A 20927-nucleotide genomic window follows, 5' to 3' on the forward strand; every position below is an offset into this window, starting at 1 on the left:
TATAGGACTCTACTGAATAAAGTTAATTTGTCTTTGTGATTGGAGCAAATTTTGCAAGTAATCGTTTGATTCCTGTTGGACTAGGGAATGCAATGTCCAATTCCTTCGATTCCCCTTCTCCTTTTACACTAACAACCGTACCAATTCCCCATTTTTTATGCTCAGCCTTGTCTCCAACCTTCCAGCCAATTTCATCTCCACCAGTTGACTGTGCAATTGGTCTGGAGAATACTTTTCGTTCAGGTTGTCTCGATGGCGAAGATGATGAAGAAAACGGAGTACGCATTTGCTGTCTGCGCTGTTCACCTAAATCTTCAAGAAGCTCTTCTGGAATTTCCGCAATGAAACGGGACACTGGATTCATTGAAGTACGGCCATATAGAGTTCTCATTTGGGCATTCGATATATATAGCTCTTCCTCTGCCCTTGTGATTCCCACATACGCAAGTCGTCGTTCTTCTTCCATTTCAGCCTCTTCCATTAAGGAACGACTATGCGGGAAGACTCCTTCTTCCATGCCCATCAAAAAGACGACAGGAAATTCAAGTCCCTTTGCTGAGTGCAAGGTCATCAGGACAACAGCATTATTTTTATCATTTTCATCTTCATCAAGCTTATCAATGTCTGCTACCAATGCTAAATCCGTTAAAAAGGCCACAAGACTCTTATCATCATTAGCCTTCTCAAAGTTTTGTGTAACAGATAAAAATTCTTCTATGTTTTCGATTCGGCTTTGAGATTCAAGTGTTTTTTCAGTCTTCAACACTTCTAGGTATCCAGTCTTCTCTAATACGTTCTCCACCAATTCAGTAACCGATAAATAATCCTGCATCTGGCCCCAATTATGGATTAAATCACGAAACTCACGTAATGAATTAGTTATTTTCGCACTTAAACCGATTTGCTCAACCTCCTGCAAAGCTTGGAAGATTGATAGGTCCTGAGCAATTGCATAGTTTGCAATTTTATCAATCGAGGTTGCGCCAATTCCACGCTTCGGCACATTAATAATTCTCGCTAAACTAATATCATCATCTGGATTTGAAATAACGCGTAAGTATGCCAAAATATCCTTGATTTCCTTACGGTCATAGAACTTAATACCGCCGACAATCTGATAGTTGATATTAGATTTAAGCAACACTTCCTCCATTACACGGGATTGTGCATTGGTTCGATATAAAATCGCGATATCTTTATAGGAACGTTTTCCGCCATTTACGAGTTCACGTATTTTTCCGGCTACAAATTGCGCTTCTCCGGACTCACTGTCCGCACGATAATAGAAAAGCTTATTCCCTTCATCATTCTCCGTCCAAAGATTTTTTGCTTTACGATTCATATTATTTTGGATGACCTGATTAGCCGCCTTAAGTATTCGTTGTGTTGAACGATAATTTTGTTCAAGAAGAATTACTTTAGCATGTTTGTAGTCCTTTTCAAATGAAAGGATATTGGCGATATCCGCCCCACGCCAACGATAGATGGACTGATCAGAATCCCCTACAACACATAAATTCTTAAATCTTGATGCAAGGAGCTGAACTAAGATATACTGTGCACGGTTTGTATCCTGATACTCGTCCACATGGATATATTGAAACTTCCGTTGATAGAATTCTAGCACTTCTGGAACTCGCTGGAAAAGCTGAATCGTAGTCATAATGAGATCATCAAAATCAAGTGCCTGGTTTTTGCGAAGGCGTTTTTGGTACAACTTATAGACATCACTAACAATTTGCTCGTACATGCCACCCGCTGTTTTCTCATACTCATCAGGTGTTTGTAATTCATTTTTCGCACTACTAATTGTGCCAAGAATCGAACGTGGATCAAATTTCTTCGGATCGATGTTTTTCTCTTTTAAAATATTTTTGATAACCGAAAGTTGGTCGGTTGTATCCAAAATTGAAAAGTTACGGCTGAACCCCATCCGGTCGATATCTCTTCGTAAAATTCGAACGCACATGGAGTGAAACGTTGAAATCCAAATGTCTTCAGCCGCACCCCCTAAGATCGCTTGAACACGCTCCTTCATCTCACGAGCTGCCTTGTTCGTGAAGGTGATCGCCAAAATATTCCATGGAGCTATTTCCTTTTCCACCATTAAATACGCAATACGGTGTGTCAGAACTCGAGTCTTTCCACTCCCCGCACCCGCCATAATTAAAAGTGGACCATCTGTTGCTTTAACCGCTTCTTGTTGTTGTTCGTTTAATCCCGCTAACAATTTATTGCTGATAAATTGCAACTTCTTCACCGTCCTATTCATAATCAAATACGCCTTGGCGTATTTGCGCCCAGAATTTTTCGAGCTTGCTCGAAAAATACCTTTAAAAATCTGTGGCATCCGCCGGAGGCTATAATTTTATACATTCGGGGTTTTAAACTTGAATGAATCGAACATACATTCTATTTTACCCGATTTGCTAATAAATTTCCATGCTTATCCCTTAACAGCTTGTACTGTTTTTAAAGCTGTATTTAAGTCTTCATAAATACTATTTCCAACGACAACTGTGTCTGCGTGTCTGCCCATCTCTTTTGCTTGCTGGGCAGTCTTTATTCCACCGCCATAAAACAGTTTTGTTGTTTGTAGATTGTTTTTGACTGCCTCTACGACTTCTATATCGCCATAGGTTCCGCTATATTCTAAGTAAAAAATCGGGAGCGAAAACATTTTCTCCGCCATTATAGCATAGGCGATCGTTTCATCCTTCGTTAGGGAAGCATTGGCACGCGTAAGTTTAGCTGCCTTGCAGTCTTCGTTCAGGATGCAATAACCTTGCATAATCATTTCATCCCAATTCATAACTTCCCCATATTCCTTAACCGCCTCATGATGCAGGCCCATCATCCATCTTGTGTCACTGCTATTTAAAACGGTTGGAATAAAATATAAATCAAAGCCAGGTGTGACTGACTCTATATTTGAAATTTCTAAAACAGCAGGTACCGTGTGGCGTCGGATTCGGGACATGAGGTGAAGGACATTGTCTAGCGTCACCCCATCCGTTCCACCAACTATAATCGCATCAGTACCAGATTCACAAATTGCGTCTAAATGTTCATCGCTGATTTCCTTATTTGGATCCAGCTTAAAAACATGTCTCCATTCTCTAAAATCGTACATGAAGATCCTCCATTCATCTTTCCATTCCTCCATTATAACAAAACTACACGCATCTATTAATACCTAGGTGGATTTCGCAAAAAATGTAATAATTAGATGGCGGCTGATGAGTTTGGTAGGTAGAATCACATAAGCACCTTATTTAATTTCACTTTTGGATATGACAAAATCCTCTTTATCATTGGACTTTTGGTTGATAATGGTAAAGGTCATAGTAGAAACATCATATATAAACGGACTATTGGATAATAAAGGAAATGCCATAAACATAAACCTCACTTATAAATGGATATTTGTATGAATCTGGAAAAACTCATAGCATAAACTTCATTTACGAACAAACATTTGTATTATTTTGGTAAAAGCCTTGAGTTAAACTTTGTTATGATTTGTGATGAACTTTGAAAAATCCTGCTTTTAGAAAATTCCAAAGAAAAAAGCCGAAACCCCAAGGCTTCAGCTTTTCCGCATCCATTATTTTTTTTCCAATTCTTTCACACGGTCGAGCGCCATTTGATAGGCATCGTTCCCGTAGTTTAAGCAACGCTTTACACGTGAAATGGTTGCTGTACTTGCTCCTGTTTCTGTTTCAATCTTATGGTATGTGTTCCCTTCTTGAAGCATTCTAGCTACTTCAAGGCGTTGAGCCAATGACTGAATTTCATTTACAGTACATAAATCATCAAAGAATCGATAGCACTCCTCAAGGTCATTCAGTGAAAGGACTGCATTAAATAATTGATCAAGTTCTTTCCCACGTAATTTGTCAATTTGCATATAGATTAGTATCTCCCTTATTATGATGTTTTTTTAATTTCCAAACGAAACGGCACCTGGGATTCCTGGTGATGTTGGAATTATATTAATCCATGTTTTTCCTGGTACAAAGCCTACTTCTTCCCCATTTGCAAAAGGAACAATTCGTCCCTCAACATTTCTCCATTCAATTTCCTGTGCTTTTCCTTCTTGAAGCAAATAGCCTTTTCCTCCAGATGTTATATCAATCGCACGTCTACCATAATCATCAATAAGTCGATGATTCATCTCAACGATAAGTACATTATCCAGTAAAACCGGTGTATTCGTTTCTCGGTCTACAGTTTGAGCGCCTCCGCTATAACGCTCATACTTCCCTTTATCTTGATTAAAGTCATAGACTGCAGCAAAAATATCTCTTGATGAATAGGACACTCGAACATGCTCAGCTGGTGTTCCTTCAATACCACCTACTTCATCTTCTGATAAAAATCCAAAGCTTGGAACATCATCTTTCATTGAATATCCTTGTTTGTCTGCCCCTTCAAGAATATTTTCAAATGAAATATACGAGTTATGTGGAGCAACGTTATGGTTAGCCCTCCAAAATAGAGTACCATCATACACCATTCCATTAATGTTATCGACTTGCCCGCTATTTAATATTTGCTGGGCTTCAGGGCTCCAACCGTGTGCCACATATAGGGCATCAAAACCTTTGCTCAACTCAATATAATAATCTCTCGCACTACGAACAGGTCCAATAATCTCTGGTTTCTCACTTTGGAACACAGCAAGGAAGCGTGTAACATCTCCCTCAGCTAACACTTCATACACGACATCAGCCATGTGTAAACCTGATTGTGGCCGTGCTTGCGGATGATTGTTAACCATAACAGCAAAAGGACGGTTATTTACATCATCATTTGTTTCAATCCCGGTCAGTGGGAAAATATGTTCAAACTCTTGGGTTGGTTCTTCTTTTGCAACCGGCTCCGTCTGCTTTGGTTCATGCTCATCCTGCTGCTTCGCTGCTTCTTTATTACTACATGCTGCGCTAAGAAGTAATAGGAAAATTCCTAGAATGTATAAAGTCTTTTTCATTATCGAGCACACAACCTTTATTAAATTAAATTAAATGTAACTTGATAAATTTGTTTCACACTGCTGAATCCTTTTATATTTTAACGCATTATTGACGGAAAGAGTACTATTTTGTTCATGACATCGTAAATCCCTTGAGGTGTGATGCGAATATACGGCAAATGTGTAGACGACAAAAACGTCAATGTATAGATTGGATCACTATGGCTGTACCCACGTTCCCGTACTAAATGAACAAATTCCTTCTCGAGCGAACTTAATTCTACCACCGATTTTGCAGATGTAACTCCCCCTAAGTCCAAAGGAATCTCATGTAAAACCTTACCGTTTTCAGTTAGGACAATACCACCACCAATTTCTTTCATCCGATTAAAGGCAAGGAGCATATCATTTTTATTTTTACCAATTAGTACAAAATCACCCGTATTTGAAAAAGAACTTGCAAATCCGGAGATACGCTTAGCAAAACCTTTCACAATCGTGTTGACACGCCATTTTCCTTCACGGTCCAAAAGCATCAGGAAGCTTTCATCATGAGCCATTGAAAGTTCATCATAGGAGGCATCAATGGTAATCGAATATGGCTTCATAATCACGGCATTTTCCATCTTCATCCCAAATGGCATTGAAAACTGAAGGTCATCTAGTGTTAGTTCCCAGTTTGTTGCAAGATTTGAAAAACCTTGGCCACTCCATGGAAATTCCGGAAATGCATTCATGTCTTTATTATCCCGCTTTACCCAGACACCTTTAGCAAGAACTGATTCAGGTGTGGGATTGTCTTTTGCTGATAAAATATTTAGGTTTGCGATTCTTCCTGTTGCAATCATCCCATGGAGGTTCTCCATATTGTAATGCCTGGCAACATTAATCGTCGCCATATTGTAAGCATCGATGATTGGAACGCCTTTTTCAATTGCAATTTTAATCATGTTATCAATGATTCCCTGCCCGTAAAACGCCGGCGGTGAGCCATCAGTAGTAAAGATGAATTTATCATATTGATCAATGCCAATTTCATGAATTTCATCTAAAATTTTCGGCAAGTCTGGACGAATCGATGAGTATCTTAATGAGGTCGTGTATCCTTGAAGCAGACGATTCAATACATCTGTTCCAGTCATGGATTCATGATCACAATCAGCTCCCAATAGCATCATTTTTGCTAGCGTTCTTTCCGAGGCACCTGGAAAATGCCCTTCTACCTTTTTACCAATCCTCTTTGTTTCTTGAATCCAATGGAGCATAAGGTCATCGCCGTCAAGCAGCTTTGGCCATCCTGTCAATTCTCCACCTTGAACAACTGAGTCATGCTCAATCCAGCTTAGCACATTTCCATTTGAAAATGCTTGTTCCTCATGATGGATTTCGGTCTGAGGATCGTATCGGCACCACCAATACATGGTAACAGGAAGTTTTTTCATTTCTTCCAAAAAAGAAAACGCTTTCTTTTTTGCCGTTTGTAAGGCAAGTACTAAGTTATCATTGATGATTGTTGTCGTCCCTGTTTGGGATGCATATTGAGCAAATGAGTGGGGATTATATAAATGAAAAGAATGTGCATGAGGTTCAATGTAACCTGGCACGACAAATTTCCCATCACACTCTACTACTTCACAGTCAGTGAGTTTTGATGGCAGCTGCTGACCAACATACACAATGCGATCTTGGTAAATCCAAATATGTGCGTTGATCCATTTCTTTAACATTTGATTTAAGTATGTGACATTTTTTAATAGAATCGTTGGTGATTTTTTTCCATCTATGACAGCAACATGTTCTCGAAGTTGCTTATTTTTCCAGCGGTATCGTTGCCCAACCATTAACCATCTCTCCAATCTCAGCTAAAACTCCATGGAAGCGCTTTACATTATAGTACCATATTAATCGATTTAGTGCATTAAAGACTTTGTGAAAATTTGTAAAAATTTCTAAGGTCCTTTGTAAAGATATGCGAACGGAGGTAATCATATGAAACCGAATATCGGGCTTATTAATGCGATGGTACGGATCACTTGTGGGTTTACGATGCTTGCTTGGGCAACATCAAAAATGGTAAAACGCCCTTGGCGTCAAAGCTTTCTTTTGGTCGCATTGCTTGGAGGAATGAAAGTAGCTGAGGGGATAACTCGTTTTTGTCCGCTTACGGCTCTCTTTTATGAATATTGTGAAAGAAAACAAGAGGAGCCAGAACCACAAAAGCAGCTTCCTCCGGTTAATCCATCATAAAAAAGGTAAGAGGGCGATCCTCTTACCTTTTTGTATTTGTATCTTCTAATTGCGTTTAGAGTAATTGCGCGTTATTTTTTGGAATTGCGCTTTAGATAAGAAGATATGCGCTTTAATTAAACGAATTGCGCTTTAGCCTGGTTAATTACGCTATAAGCTAAAGCCTTGTTCCCAATATCTTTTCGGTAAAATAGGTTGGAACACTGAATTTTTACAGCTTCTTTATAGACAAAGTTCTGCGCATCTTCAAGGCTTTCACCACTTGCAACAACGGTTAAAACCCTTCCGCCATTCGTAACAAAATGCTCATTCACCATGTCTGTTCCGGCATGGAACACAGTAATATTTTCATCTAGAGTGTTTAGTCCTTCGATGACTGCTCCTTTTTCATAGCTTTCTGGATAGCCTTTCGAAGCGAGCACAACACCAAGAGTTGCTTTGTCAGACCACTCGAGGGCAATCTCTTTCTGAGCAAGCAAACCTTCAATGACTTCGATAAAATCAGACTCTAAACGCGGTAGCACGACTTGTGTTTCAGGGTCGCCAAAACGGGCATTGTATTCAATGACCTTAGGTCCATTTTCGGTTAAAATTAACCCCGCATAAAGGATTCCCGTAAAGCTGCGTCCTTCAGTTTCCAACGCTTTAACAGTTGGAGTAATGATCGTTTCAATCGCTGTTTGGACAACTTCTTCTGAAATTTGTGGAACTGGGGAATAGGCTCCCATTCCTCCTGTGTTAGGACCTTCATCATTGTCAAAGGCACGCTTATGATCCTGTGAAATAACCATTGGATAGGCTGTTTTTCCGTCCACAAAAGCCATTAATGAGAATTCTTCTCCCGCAAGAAACTCTTCAATGACAACCTGAGCGCTTGCTTCGCCAAATTTGTTCGCCTCAAGCATGTCATAAATGCTTTCTAAGGCTTCATCTAAAGTAAGAGCCACTGTCACACCTTTACCGGCAGCTAAACCATCCGCTTTGATTACGATTGGTGCACCCTTTTCTAAGATATATTGTTTGGCTTCTTCATAGGATGTGAATGTTTCATACTCCGCAGTTGGAATATTGTATTTTTTCATGATTTCCTTCGCAAACGATTTGCTTCCTTCAAGCAGTGCTGCTTCTTTTGTTGGTCCAAAAATAGCTAGGCCCTCTGCTTGGAATCGATTGACGATCCCGTTGATTAACGGAACCTCCGGGCCAACAAGGGTAAGACCGATTTGTTCCTTCTTGACGAACTCGATTAGACTGTCAAAATCATTTTCATCGATGTTGACTAATGTTGCGAAATCCTGCAAACCCGGATTACCTGGTGCAGCATATACTGTATCTACTTTTGGACTTTGGGTAACCTTCCAGACAAGTGTATGTTCACGGCCACCGCGGCCAACTACTAGTACCTTCACTTTTTCACCTCATTACAAATGTTAGGATTAATGTTTAAAATGACGTACTCCGGTAAAGACCATTGCGATTCCGTATTCGTCTGCTTTTTGAATGGACTCTTCGTCACGAATCGATCCACCTGGTTGGATAATGGCTGTAATGCCTGCTTTTGCTGCCGTCTCTACGGTGTCACCCATTGGGAAGAAAGCATCTGAAGCAAGTGCCGAGCCTTTTGCCTTTTCACCGGCTTGATGAATCGCGATATTCGCTGATCCAACACGGTTCATTTGGCCCGCGCCAATTCCAATTGTCATATCGTCTTTTGCTAACACAATCGCATTTGATTTAACATGTTTTACAACCTTCCAACCAAGCTTTAAATCAGCCCATTCTTGCTCCGTTGGTTCCCGCTTTGTCGGAATGGAAATGGTTGCATCGTCTAAACCATATGCATCTTCATCCTGAACGAGCAATCCACCACGGACGGACACTAGCTTCTTCTCAACCTTCTGGTCATCAGAAAAATCGACAGTCAGTAGGCGTAAATTTTTCTTTGAAGAAAGAATCTCAAATGCTTCCTCGCTAAATGATGGAGCAATAATAATTTCAAGGAAAATTTCACGCATTTTATGAGCCGTTTGGGCATCAACTTCACGGTTAACAGCAATAATTCCACCAAAAATAGAGGTTGAATCTGCTTCATATGCTTTTTGATATGCTTCCTCTAGCGTATTTCCAACCCCAACACCACAAGGGTTCATATGTTTTACTGCTACGGCTGCTGGCTCTTTGAATTCTTTCACGATTTGAAGGGCAGCATCTGCATCATTAATGTTATTGTAAGATAATTCTTTCCCGTGTAATTGTGTCGCAGACGCAATGGATACGGGCGTGCCTAATGGCTTTTTATAGAATGCCGCTTTTTGATGTGGGTTTTCTCCGTAACGAAGATCTTGTTTCTTCTCATAAGTAACCGTTAAGGATTCTGGACTTTCCTCACCTGCTGCTTTTGTTAAAAACTCAGCAATAACTGCATCATAAGCAGCTGTATGACGGAATACCTTTGCACCTAAGCGAAGCTTTGTGTCAGCGGTAACTTCACCATTCCCGTCAATCTCCGCTAAAACTGTATCGTAATCCTGTGGATCAACGACAACTGTTACATACTTGTGGTTTTTAGCAGCAGAACGAAGCATAGAAGGTCCGCCAATATCGATATTTTCAATTGCATCTGCAAACTGAACGTCTGGCTTTGCAATTGTTTGTTGGAATGGATATAGGTTTACAACAACTAAATCAATTGGCGTAATATGATGTTCCTGAAGCTGTCTAACATGTTCTTCATTTTCACGAACTGCAAGGAGTCCACCATGAATATTTGGATGAAGAGTCTTTACACGTCCATCCATGATCTCAGGAAAGCCTGTTACTTCTGAAATTCCGATCACAGTTAGTCCAGCTTCCTCAAGAGTACGCTTTGTACCTCCGGTTGAAATGACTTCAACACCTTTTTCAATTAGGCCTTTCACAAATGGAACAAGGCCTTGTTTATCTGAAACACTGACAAGTGCACGTTTGATTGCCACCCTAATTCACTCCTTACTGTAGATTTCCTGTCTTCGATGCTACAAGTGATTGCAAGATCTGTGGATAAAATTCATGTTCGATTTGATGTACTTTTTCTTCGATGCTTTCTAACGTATCTCCTGGTTCGATTGCTATTTCTCGCTGGGCAATGATTGGACCGGTATCCATTCCTTCATCAACATAATGAATCGTAACGCCGGTCTTGTCGACACCTGCTTGAAATGCCTGACCAATCGCATCCTTGCCTGGAAATGCAGGCAATAATGAAGGATGGATATTCACAATTTCGTTTCGATACGCCTGTAGAAGAGTGTCGCCAATTAATCTCATATACCCAGCTAACACGATTAATTCTACATTTTTCGTACGTAGCAGCTCTACAATTTCCGCTTCAAAAAGTGACTTTTCTGGATATTCTTTCGGTGAAAAAACAAAGGTCTCCACCCATTCCTTTGAAGCCCGTTCAATAACTTTCGCACCAGGTTTATCACAAACTAAAACTTTTATTTCTGCCGCAAGTCTTCCTTCTTTAATCGAATCAACAATAGCTTGAAAGTTTGTACCACTACCTGATGCAAAAACTGCTATTTTTTTCATACAAGTGCTCCTCCACCAAAGGTTACACTGTTTCCTTCTTTCATACGTCCAATAATATACGCCTTTTCACCTTGCTCTTCAAGAAGTTCAATCACATCATGTAGAATCGCATCTTCAACGGCAAGCACCATCCCAATTCCCATATTGAAAATATTAAACATTTCTTTTCGATTAAGGTTTCCAGTTTCTTGGAGAAGATCAAAAATTGGTGGAATTGGCCATGATCCATAATCAATTTCAGCCCCCACACCTTCTGGTAGCATACGAGGAATATTTTCGATAAAGCCTCCACCTGTAATATGGGACATACCTTTAATTTCAAACTTCTCCATTGCTTTAAGCAAGGATTTTACATAAATTTTAGTAGGCTGTAGAAGCTCTTCGCCTAGTGGACGACCAATTTCTCCATACGTTTCGTTGAGGTCTAACTTGCCATCCTCTAGCAACACTTTACGTACAAGTGAATAGCCGTTACTGTGAATTCCACTTGAGGAAAGTCCGATTAGAACATCGCCGGGCTTAATGGAAGTTCCTGTTACAAGCTTGGATTTTTCGGCAACTCCTACTGAAAAACCAGCAAGGTCATATTCATCCTCACTATACATTCCTGGCATTTCAGCTGTCTCACCGCCAATTAATGCACAACCCGCTTGCTCACAACCGTCCGCAATTCCTTTTACAATCTGCTCGATTTTTTCAGGCTGAGCTTTCCCACAAGCTATATAATCTAAAAAGTATAAGGGCTCAGCACCTTGAACCACAATATCATTTACACACATTGCAACTGCGTCGATTCCAATTGTATCGTGCTTATCCATCATAAAAGCCAACATGAGCTTTGTGCCAACCCCGTCTGTGCCTGAAACCAATACAGGCTCTTTCACGTTGACCTTCGAAAGGTCGAACATGCCTCCAAAGCTACCAAGTCCACCCATAACTTCAGGGCGAACAGTTTTTGCGACATGCTTTTTCATTCTGGAAACAGCCTCATAGCCTGCTTCAATGTCTACTCCTGCTTGCTTATAAGCATTTGCCATTGTCCCATACACCTCTACTTTTATTTAACTGAATACTTTTTCGTGTGGCAATACCGTGTCTGGGAAGATCTCTGTTGGATATTTGCCAGTAAAACAAGCCATACATAGTCCGCGAGTTTCCCCTTCAAACGGTCTTCCAATCGCTTTTATTACCCCTTCTGGACTTAAAAATGTTAATGAATCCGCTCCAATGATTTCACGAATTTCCTCAACCGAATGTGAAGAAGCAATCAATTCCTCATGTGTAGAAGTATCAATTCCATAGAAGCATGGATTCGGCATTGGTGGTGAACTAATGCAGACATGAACCTCTGTTGCTCCTGCTTCACGAAGCATTTTTACAATTCGTCGACTTGTCGTCCCGCGTACGATTGAATCATCAACCATCACTACACGTTTTCCTTCAACAACACCACGGACAGCCGAGAGCTTCATTTTTACCCCTTGTTCACGTAGCGCTTGGGAAGGCTTAATAAAAGTTCTGCCTACATATCGATTTTTTAGTAAACCAAGCTCATACGGAATTCCCGATTCTTCTGCGTATCCAATTGCCGCTGAAATGCTAGAATCAGGTACACCTGTTATAACATCGGCCTCAATTGGAGCTTCCAAAGCAAGCTGCTTGCCTAGATTTTTACGAGCTGTATGGACATTCACTCCGTTAATACTACTGTCCGGACGTGAAAAATAAATGTATTCCATGCTACACATTGCACGATTATTCGCTATTGCAAATTGCTCAGAGTGAAGTCCTTCATCATTGATGACGAGCAACTCTCCAGGCTCAACATCTCTTTCAAATTTAGCACCAATCAAATCAAAGGCACATGTCTCCGAGGCTACTACCCACGCATCACCTAGTTTACCAAGTGATAACGGACGAAGACCGTTTGGATCAAGAGCAACAATCATTTTCTTTTCGGTCATGAGTACAAATGCATAAGCACCTTTTAACATCGTTAATGCATTTTTAACGCGGTCTTTGATTTTTGTATACCCGCTTTTTCTCGTTAAATGTGCAAGAACCTCTGAATCAGAGGAAGTTTGAAAAATACTTCCTTGGTTTTCTAACTGATGCCTTAAGTCGTTTGCATTTACAAGGTTTCCATTATGGGCAACCGCAAGTCCACCTACTTGAGAATTAAAAAGGAGAGGCTGGACATTTTGAATGCCCCCGCTCCCTGCTGTTGCATAAAGAACATGCCCAAGCGCCGCTTTTCCTTGTAGTTGTTCAAGCTGGCCATTGCCAAATACTTCATTCACAAGGCCTTCTCCTTTTACAACACGAAGTTTTTCACCGTTGCTGACAACAATCCCGGCACCCTCTTGACCACGGTGCTGTAAACTGTGTAATCCGTAGTAAGTGATTTGCGCTGCGTCTGGATGTCCCCAGATACCGAATAAACCACATTCTTCATTTAAGCCTTTGAGTTCAGCAAGCATGGGATAGCTCCTTTCCATGTTCGTTTTAATTCATCGACTGGTAGGTTAATAAGCTCATTACCAGCTTTATCGCAGGCGATAAATGCTCCATCACCTGTAACTTCTCCGACGAGATTTGCTTTTACTAGCTGTTCAAATCTTTCTTTGTTTTCTTTTTTCACAGATACGATAAAACGAGACTGTGTTTCGCTGAATAATTCAGTTACCGCTTCACCTTGGATCTGTACCTTTACACCTAAGCCTTTTTCACCGAATGTCTTTTCAGCTAATGCAACCGCAAAGCCCCCCTCTGCAACGTCATGTGCAGAAGCAATTACACCGGCGCGAATTGCGGTTAATACTTGTTGTTGTCTTCTTTTTTCAACCTCTAAATCTAGTTCAGGAACCGGTCCAAAAATTTCGCCGTGAATTAATTTTTGTAATTCACTACCCGCGAATTCCTCCTTCGCTTCTCCTATACAATAGACAAGGTCGCCCGCTTCTTTAAATTCTTGTGTTGTAATATGGGAAACGTCAGCAATCAATCCAACCATTCCGATAACTGGAGTTGGATAAATTGCTTTTCCGTTTGATTCATTGTTAAGAGACACGTTCCCACCAATAACTGGTGCATCTAAAACGCGGCATGCCTCACTAATTCCATCTGCTGCTTTTTCAATCTGCCAAAAAATTTCTGGGTTTTCTGGATTACCAAAGTTTAAATTATCCGTAATTGCAAGTGGTGCCCCACCGGAACATACGATATTCCTTGCTGCTTCACTTACAGCAATTTGTCCACCAACCTCTGGATCTAGATAGAGATATCTAGCATTACAGTCAGTTGTCATCGCTAAGGCTTTCTTTGTATCACGAATTCGAACAACCGCTGCATCAGAGCCTGGAGCAACAACTGTATTTGTACGCACCATGTAGTCATATTGATCGTAAACCCATTCTTTACTTGCAATTGTAGGCTGTGCGAGTAAATCTAGTAAAGTTTGCCCCACATTTTCAAGTTTCGGAGCTTCAACCTTCATTTCCTTAAATTCACGATACATCGCAGGCTCACTTGAAGGTTTATGATAGATAGGTGCTTCCTCTGCTAATGCATCAACTGGAACATCTGCGATTACTTCACCTTTGTGTACTAAGCGAAGTTGTTTATCATCTGTTACCTTTCCGATTGCCACAGCCTCAAGATCATATTTATTCACGATATCTTGAATTTCTTGCTCTCTTCCTTTTTCAACAACGATCAACATACGCTCCTGTGATTCAGAAAGCATCATTTCATAGCCAGTCATTCCTGTTTCGCGTTGTGGAACAAGGCCAAGGTTCATTTCAATTCCTGAGCCAGCTTTACTTGCCATTTCCGCTGAAGAACTAGTTAAACCTGCTGCACCCATGTCTTGGATTCCAATTAATGCATCAGATTTTACAAGCTCTAAGCAAGCTTCAAGCAATAGCTTTTCCATAAAAGGATCTCCAACCTGTACAGCTGATCGTTTTTCATCAGATTCCTCAGAAAGTTCCACAGATGAAAAAGTTGCACCGTGAATACCATCTCGACCTGTCTTGGCACCAATATACATCACTGTATTGCCAACACCTTTTGCCAGACCTTTTTGAATATCTTCATGGTTGATTAGTCCAACACACATCGCATTAACAAGAGGATTCCCTTCATAGGAAGCATCAAATTGAATTTCCCCACCAACCGTTGGAATTCCAATACAATTTCCGTAGCCAGCGATTCCTGCCACCACTTCTTCAAACAAGTATTTCACTCTTGGAGAGGTTAACTCTCCGAAACGAAGAGAGTTTAATAGAGCAATAGGTCTTGCCCCCATTGAAAATACATCACGGATAATTCCGCCCACTCCCGTTGCTGCACCTTGATATGGCTCAACTGCTGACGGGTGGTTATGACTTTCAATTTTAAAAACAACTGCTTGGTTATCGCCAATATCCACGATTCCAGCACCTTCACCAGGACCTTGAAGGATGAGTTCACCAGTAGTTGGGAACTTTCGTAATACAGGCTTTGAGTTTTTATAGCTACAATGCTCAGACCACATAACAGAGAACAGACCAGTTTCTGTGTAGTTTGGAAGTCTACCTAAAATCTTTTCGACTAACTCAAATTCTGAATCACTTAAACCCATTTCACTATATATTTTTTCTTCTTTAATTTGCTGCGGACTTGGTTCAAGAAGTAACGACATTTGCTGTTAACCTCCAGTTTTTCACAATTGATTGAAATAGCTTAACTCCATCTGCACTACCTAATAAATCCTCAACCGCTCTCTCTGGGTGAGGCATCATTCCTAGAACATTTCCTCGTTCATTCGTAATACCTGCGATATCAGCAATACTTCCATTTGGATTTGTTCCGTAATACGTAAATGCGATTTGGTTATTCGCTTGTAATCTAGCAAGTGTTTGCTCATCACAATAATAGTTCCCCTCACCATGGGCAATCGGAACTGTGATGACTTCGCCTGCTTCATATTCAGAGGTAAACATTGATTGATCATTTTCAACGCGTAGTTGGACTGGTCGACACATAAACTTTAGCTTTTCATTACGGCGCATCGCACCTGGTAAAAGCCCTGCTTCTAATAAAATCTGGAATCCGTTACACACACCAAGAATCGGCTTACCAGCTTCTGCTGCTTTTACAACCTCTTCCATTACATTTGAAAAACGAGCAAGTGCTCCAGTGCGAAGGTAATCTCCATAGGAGAATCCTCCTGGAAGCAAAATGCCATCAAATTGTTCAAGATTAGTTTCATGATGATCTACATACTCAACTTCTTCACCAAGCGCATCCTTAATGGCATGGTACATATCAACATCACAATTAGAGCCTGGAAACACGATTACGGCAAATTTCACTTTGTGACAACCTCCTCAACCTCATAACGGTAATCTTCAATCACCGTATTTGCTAAAAGCTTTTCACAAATTTCTTTAACCGTTTTGTCAAGATCTGCTACTGATTTATCAATCGTAATCTCCATATACTTTCCAATTCGAACATCCTTAACTTCCTGATAATTTAATTGATGCAAGGATCCCATTACAGCACTTCCTTGTGGATCTAATACACTTTCACGTAATGTTACATAAACCTTTACTTTGTACATCATTTATCCTCCTAGTCGGTTTAAGATTTCCGTCTGCATCGTTCAAGTTACCGAGGGCTTTACAGAATATATCCTGATTTAATTTTTGTTTATTTAATTAAGTTCGGGCAACTTGTGAACTATGCCAAATTTGTAGGGAATTTGACTGTTCTAATGCCTCTTCCGCTGTATTTCCTAAGACGGTAACATGCCCCATCTTTCTTTTTTCTTTTGCTTCTCTCTTTCCGTAAAGATGAACCTTCACACCTGATAAAAGTGATACTTTTTCAAGTAATGGCTGAACATGCTCACCTAAAATATTGGACATTACAACTGGACGTAAAAGAGTCGTCTCCCCTAACGGCCAATTACATACTGAGCGAATATGCTGCTCAAATTGTGACGTCTCACATGCATCGATTGAATAATGACCAGAGTTATGTGGACGTGGTGCCAATTCATTGATGAAAATTTCACCGTCTTCGGTCACAAACATTTCAACAGCCAATGTTCCTACCAATTGAAATTCAGAAGCAAGCTTCATTGCCATTTCTTGTGCTCTACTTTGCGTTAATTCTGAAATCCTTGCGGGAACAATGGATTGATGCAAGATATTGTCAACATGGATGTTTTCTGAAACTGGAAATGTTTTAACCTCTCCGGCTGGATTTCTTGTGACAATTACGGAAATTTCCTTTTCAAAAGGTACCCATGCTTCTAAAACACAAATTCCCGATGCAAGTAACTCTACCGCTGCCTCAATATCCTCATTTTCTCTCAAGACGTACTGACCTTTGCCGTCATACCCACCACGACATGTTTTTAAGACCGATGGGACACCGATTGTCTCGACGGCCTTAGCTAATTGCTCCTCATTTTCGACAAGAAGAAACGGAGCTACACGCAAACCAATTTCCTGAATCGCACTCTTTTCTGTACCACGATCCTGAGTTATTTTTAATAAATGGCTGCCTTGAGGTAAATTCGCGTTCTCTTCAAGCCATGTTAAAGCTTCATAATCGATATTTTCAAATTCGTACGTGATCACATCACTCACGCTTGCTAATTGTTTTATTGCTTCTAGATCATCGTATTTGGCGGTAATTTCAATATCCGCCACCTGCCCACATGGTGAATTTGGTGTTGGGTCTAAAACAGCTACGGAAAATCCCATTTCTTTTGCCGAAATGGCCATCATACGTCCTAACTGACCCCCACCAATAATCCCAATCGTTTGCCCAGGCAAAACTCGATTATTCAAGCTCATCACTACTTTCTAGTACTTGAATTTTTCTATTTTCTCTTATATCAACTAGCTTTTGATCCCATTCTGGATTTGATGTTCCAAGAATAGAAGCTGCCAGTAAACCAGCATTCGTGGCACCTGCTTTACCAATCGCAACAGTTGCAACTGGCACTCCACCAGGCATTTGAACAATAGATAAAAGTGAATCAAGACCATTTAATGCTCTTGATTGAACGGGAACTCCAATGACAGGTAAAGTCGTTTTTGCCGCAACCATTCCTGGTAAATGCGCCGCTCCACCTGCTCCTGCAATAATGACTTTAATGCCTCGTTCTTTCGCATTTTCGGCATATTCAAACATCAAATCCGGAGTACGATGAGCAGATACAACCTTTTTCTCATAAGGAATTCCAATTTCATCTAATACATTGCAAGCTTCCTTCATCGTTTCCCAATCTGAAGTGCTTCCCATAATGACACCAACTATTGGATTCATAAGATCCTCCTAAATTGTAATAAAAAATGCCCAGGCGGGGATGATTTCCAAAAAGGGAAAGCAATCCTACCTGAGCATTCCATATCAAGAATAGGTAAAATTATACTTTTCCCTCATAGTCCAATAATTTTCGGTTATCGGGTAGAAACTTATGGGCCATATTCCCAAGATTATATGAGGTATTTTTCTAACCTAATCTTAACAACTGTTTTATTATATTGTCAATTAATATCGAACATTTTACAAAAAATACATTTTTAATGTTCGTGTTTTACTGCAACTTTCCTTCAAAAACGATTTTTCTTCCGCATGGTTCGATGATAATCTCTCCGTTACGCTTAATCTCCTGAAACACAGGTTCCTCCATTCTTCTTACAGGAAAATACCCTTCAGCCTTCATCCGGTCAAGGCATTGAGCAATTGTTTCATTCTCTTTTACCTCAAATTTTTGTTTCTTTGGTTTACTCATGATTCAAGCTTCCCTCTCCTTACAGCCTTCACCCAGAATCCACCGTGAATGGACTTTGGCTCATATGCAACCACAAACGCCTTTGGATCGACATCTGTAATGGTCTTATATAATTTCATCTCATATTTACGTGGGGTTAAAATCGTCATCGATAATCTATCGCCTTCTCTTCCTTGAGACATCCAGGTCGTAACCCCATAGCCCTCATCACGCAAAAGCTTAGGCAAATCCAATTCATATTCCTTTGTAATCACACTTACGGTAATATAACCGAGCGCCAACTTTTCTTCAATCTTCATTCCAACAATTACACCTATTCCGTACCCGACGGCATACGCAACCAAATTTTGAATCTGATTTAAATTATCAAGCACCAAACCAAGTCCAACGACATAAATCACTACCTCAACCGTACTAATCAACGCAGCCAAATACCGCTGACCCTTCATCGTCAGGATCATCCGAATCGTAAAAAAGGACACATATACAATATTAATAACTAAAATAATGGCGACCATAACATACGCATTCGCTAACAATTAAACTCCCCCTTAGGAAATCATTCCTTTACTTATGTTTCCAAAGACTTCGATGTACTAAACATATTCCCTAAAGAATACTACACAAAACATATTATCATGAATTTCTTCGTAGGCACATACCTACCCTTTTTACCATATACTACGATACGGAATTCTGTACGTAAAGGAGGGAAAAACTGCCCATGAAAATGGACCAATTTAAAAATATGAATGATTGGCGAAAACAATGGGACCATTTTTTTGGTGATGACTTTTGGAACGGATTCGCACCATTTTTTGATAATGCCCATTCCCAGTTAAACATCTATCAAGGCGAAAATGAACTTTTAGTCGTTTTAAGCCTCCCAGGACTCGTAAAAGTGGAAGACGTCAACATTTATGTAAACCATCAAACGCTAGAAGTACAAGGAAAGATTAATTTGAACTTCAAAGGCTTTGATATCGTTCAAGAAGGCATTTTTCAAGGAAAATTCGAACGGGAAATCCAACTCCCATACGCAGTAAAAGAAGACCGCATTAAAGCAAGCTACAAACGAGGTCTCTTGCTCATCCATCTTCACAAACAAATCCCCGACGACTCTAGAAAAAAAGTGGAGGTACTAGATCGAGATAAATAATATGAAAAATCCCTCACGTCCTGTGGGGGATTGTTTATTTTAGATCTGTTGGTTTATTTAATTTATTCACATATACAACTAGTATAATCGAGGCAATCACGATGATTGCTCCAAAAAGCAATCCAAAAATTTCACTTACAAACTCGAGCCCAAATGGCAATAACATCGTAAGTAGACCAACGAAAATTGTAAATAAGCCCACCACTTTTGCTAGCTTTTCCTTATCTCCCTTAAATGTTTCCTCTTTATAACCTGCAATCAGCGAAAGCTGCTTTTTCCGCCAAATAAGAAACCCCATGAAGATACATAAAAGGCCTACAAAAAAACATACTATGAATCCAGCGAGCATTTGCACCCCTCCTTGGTTTTGTTTGTTTTGTTCTATAAGTATATACGGATTTGGATGTTGGGAGGTTTCAGGATGGGAATTTGGTTTGAGTTTATCTGTTGATTTTGGTGATAGAGGTGAAGTTGGACGGTTTGCGGTATATCGATTGGTATTTTTGGGACGAGTGATATCTAGATTAGTGCCATTGCGGTATATCATTTATCGTTTTACGATTGGGCGATATACTGTTTAAGCTGTTTGCGATATATCATTTATTGTTTTACGACTTAATGATATATTGTTTAGGCTATTTCCAGTATACCAAATCGAGAGTTTAGACTCACTGGTAGATAGAATAAATACTTTCGAATAACATCAACCCCAAAATGCATTAGTTAATTTAAAATAGACTAACTTTGCAGTTAAAAAATAACATCCTAAAAATGATAGGTCATGGAATTTGCGTTACCCTTTTTATAGTCAACGATTCTTAAGACAGGCGCGATTCGCCCGCTTGCGTTACCCTTTCCTTCATTTATACCTCCTAACGGGAACGATTCGCCCGCTTGCGTTACCCTTCCCTTCATTCTCACCTCCAAACGGGAACGATTCTACCGCTTACGTTACCCTTTCCTTCATTTTCACCTCCAAACGGGAACGATTCTACCGCTTGCGTTACCCTTTCACTAATGAAAACCGCAAAAAGGAAACGCATTAGTGCTTTGCATTACCTTTTTGCCCAGTCCAATCTTAAATCCGGAACAAACCAAAACCCTTTCTACTCAACCAACACAAAAAAAGACCAACCATATCGGTTGATCTTGTGTTTGCCTAGCGACGTCCTACT

The 20927-nt window shown here is 40.2% G+C and carries 22 protein-coding genes and 1 riboswitch; of the genes, 3 read left to right on the forward strand and 19 right to left on the reverse strand.

All coding sequences use genetic code 11. From position 1 onward, the window contains the following. Positions 1-22: 22 nt before the first annotated feature. From pcrA to V7112_RS06075, 5 genes are all read right to left on the reverse strand, one after another. Positions 23-2251 (reverse strand): DNA helicase PcrA, encoded by a 2229-nt coding sequence (gene pcrA, locus V7112_RS06055; protein ID WP_335416785.1) that lies wholly within the window; start codon positions 2249-2251, stop codon positions 23-25. A 195-nt stretch (positions 2252-2446) separates the two neighbouring features. Further along, entirely contained in the window at positions 2447-3133 is a 687-nt protein-coding gene (locus V7112_RS06060) for a heptaprenylglyceryl phosphate synthase (protein WP_335416744.1), read from the reverse strand. 474 nt (positions 3134-3607) lie between these two features. Then, positions 3608-3910 (reverse strand): YerC/YecD family TrpR-related protein, encoded by a 303-nt coding sequence (locus V7112_RS06065; protein ID WP_335416746.1) that lies wholly within the window; start codon positions 3908-3910, stop codon positions 3608-3610. Positions 3911-3943: 33 nt separating this feature from the next. Continuing rightward, on the reverse strand, positions 3944-4993 hold the full coding sequence (locus V7112_RS06070) for a DUF3048 domain-containing protein (protein ID WP_335416749.1): 1050 nt from the start codon (positions 4991-4993) through the stop codon (positions 3944-3946). Positions 4994-5073: 80 nt separating this feature from the next. Further along, complete coding sequence (locus V7112_RS06075) at positions 5074-6816, reverse strand: adenine deaminase C-terminal domain-containing protein (protein ID WP_335416787.1); 1743 nt, start codon at positions 6814-6816, stop codon at positions 5074-5076. A 148-nt stretch (positions 6817-6964) separates the two neighbouring features. Between V7112_RS06075 and V7112_RS06080 the strand changes: the two genes are divergently transcribed. Next, complete coding sequence (locus tag V7112_RS06080; protein ID WP_335416751.1) at positions 6965-7222, forward strand: YgaP family membrane protein; 258 nt, start codon at positions 6965-6967, stop codon at positions 7220-7222. A 116-nt stretch (positions 7223-7338) separates the two neighbouring features. On the opposite strand, the gene purD is transcribed toward V7112_RS06080, so the two are convergent. The 12 genes from purD to V7112_RS06140 form a co-directional block, all read right to left on the reverse strand. Next, the gene (purD, locus tag V7112_RS06085) at positions 7339-8631 is read right to left on the reverse strand and encodes a phosphoribosylamine--glycine ligase (protein ID WP_335416752.1); all 1293 of its coding nucleotides are present in this window, start codon (positions 8629-8631) and stop codon (positions 7339-7341) included. Positions 8632-8658: 27 nt separating this feature from the next. Further along, complete coding sequence (purH, locus tag V7112_RS06090) at positions 8659-10197, reverse strand: bifunctional phosphoribosylaminoimidazolecarboxamide formyltransferase/IMP cyclohydrolase (RefSeq protein WP_335416754.1); 1539 nt, start codon at positions 10195-10197, stop codon at positions 8659-8661. A 13-nt stretch (positions 10198-10210) separates the two neighbouring features. After that, complete coding sequence (gene purN / locus V7112_RS06095) at positions 10211-10795, reverse strand: phosphoribosylglycinamide formyltransferase (protein WP_335416756.1); 585 nt, start codon at positions 10793-10795, stop codon at positions 10211-10213. Further along, positions 10792-11832: a phosphoribosylformylglycinamidine cyclo-ligase gene (purM, locus tag V7112_RS06100; protein WP_335416758.1), complete on the reverse strand. Its 1041-nt coding sequence runs from the start codon at positions 11830-11832 to the stop codon at positions 10792-10794. The genes purN and purM overlap by 4 nt, the downstream gene beginning before the upstream one ends. 24 nt (positions 11833-11856) lie before the next feature. Beyond that, positions 11857-13275: an amidophosphoribosyltransferase gene (gene purF, locus V7112_RS06105; protein WP_335416760.1), complete on the reverse strand. Its 1419-nt coding sequence runs from the start codon at positions 13273-13275 to the stop codon at positions 11857-11859. Next, on the reverse strand, positions 13251-15479 hold the full coding sequence (purL, locus tag V7112_RS06110; RefSeq protein WP_335416762.1) for a phosphoribosylformylglycinamidine synthase subunit PurL: 2229 nt from the start codon (positions 15477-15479) through the stop codon (positions 13251-13253). The genes purF and purL overlap by 25 nt, the downstream gene beginning before the upstream one ends. After that, positions 15463-16152 carry a phosphoribosylformylglycinamidine synthase subunit PurQ gene (gene purQ, locus V7112_RS06115; RefSeq protein WP_335416764.1) on the reverse strand — a complete coding sequence of 230 codons (690 nt, stop codon included), beginning with the start codon at positions 16150-16152 and terminating at the stop codon, positions 15463-15465. The genes purL and purQ overlap by 17 nt, the downstream gene beginning before the upstream one ends. Beyond that, positions 16149-16403 (reverse strand): phosphoribosylformylglycinamidine synthase subunit PurS, encoded by a 255-nt coding sequence (gene purS / locus V7112_RS06120; RefSeq protein WP_335416766.1) that lies wholly within the window; start codon positions 16401-16403, stop codon positions 16149-16151. Before purS ends, purQ begins: the two co-directional genes overlap by 4 nt. Before the next feature lie 97 nt (positions 16404-16500). Further along, complete coding sequence (gene purK / locus V7112_RS06125) at positions 16501-17649, reverse strand: 5-(carboxyamino)imidazole ribonucleotide synthase (protein WP_335416768.1); 1149 nt, start codon at positions 17647-17649, stop codon at positions 16501-16503. Beyond that, the gene (purE, locus tag V7112_RS06130) at positions 17636-18124 is read right to left on the reverse strand and encodes a 5-(carboxyamino)imidazole ribonucleotide mutase (RefSeq protein ID WP_335416770.1); all 489 of its coding nucleotides are present in this window, start codon (positions 18122-18124) and stop codon (positions 17636-17638) included. Before purE ends, purK begins: the two co-directional genes overlap by 14 nt. 96 nt (positions 18125-18220) lie before the next feature. Continuing rightward, a riboswitch (purine riboswitch) is annotated at positions 18221-18322 on the reverse strand. A 73-nt stretch (positions 18323-18395) separates the two neighbouring features. Next, entirely contained in the window at positions 18396-18593 is a 198-nt protein-coding gene (locus V7112_RS06135) for an NETI motif-containing protein (RefSeq protein WP_335416772.1), read from the reverse strand. Then, complete coding sequence (locus V7112_RS06140; protein ID WP_335416774.1) at positions 18590-19132, reverse strand: DUF2179 domain-containing protein; 543 nt, start codon at positions 19130-19132, stop codon at positions 18590-18592. The genes V7112_RS06135 and V7112_RS06140 overlap by 4 nt, the downstream gene beginning before the upstream one ends. Before the next feature lie 185 nt (positions 19133-19317). Between V7112_RS06140 and V7112_RS06145 the strand changes: the two genes are divergently transcribed. Next, the gene (locus V7112_RS06145; protein ID WP_335416776.1) at positions 19318-19752 is read left to right on the forward strand and encodes an Hsp20/alpha crystallin family protein; all 435 of its coding nucleotides are present in this window, start codon (positions 19318-19320) and stop codon (positions 19750-19752) included. 34 nt (positions 19753-19786) lie between these two features. Here V7112_RS06145 and V7112_RS06150 read toward each other — a convergent pair whose 3' ends face one another. After that, positions 19787-20101 (reverse strand): DUF3784 domain-containing protein, encoded by a 315-nt coding sequence (locus V7112_RS06150; RefSeq protein WP_335416778.1) that lies wholly within the window; start codon positions 20099-20101, stop codon positions 19787-19789. 85 nt (positions 20102-20186) lie between these two features. Here V7112_RS06150 and V7112_RS06155 point away from each other — a divergent pair, with 85 nt between their 5' ends. After that, the gene (locus V7112_RS06155; protein ID WP_335416780.1) at positions 20187-20333 is read left to right on the forward strand and encodes a hypothetical protein; all 147 of its coding nucleotides are present in this window, start codon (positions 20187-20189) and stop codon (positions 20331-20333) included. A gap of 184 nt (positions 20334-20517) precedes the next feature. Here the strand turns inward: V7112_RS06155 and V7112_RS06160 are convergent, their stop codons facing one another. Then, positions 20518-20667 (reverse strand): hypothetical protein, encoded by a 150-nt coding sequence (locus V7112_RS06160; RefSeq protein WP_335416782.1) that lies wholly within the window; start codon positions 20665-20667, stop codon positions 20518-20520. Positions 20668-20927: the final 260 nt, after the last annotated feature.

Origin of the sequence: Bacillus sp. JJ1566 (assembly GCF_036962685.1) — a bacterium.
Taxonomy (GTDB): domain Bacteria; phylum Bacillota; class Bacilli; order Bacillales; family Bacillaceae_L; genus Ferdinandcohnia.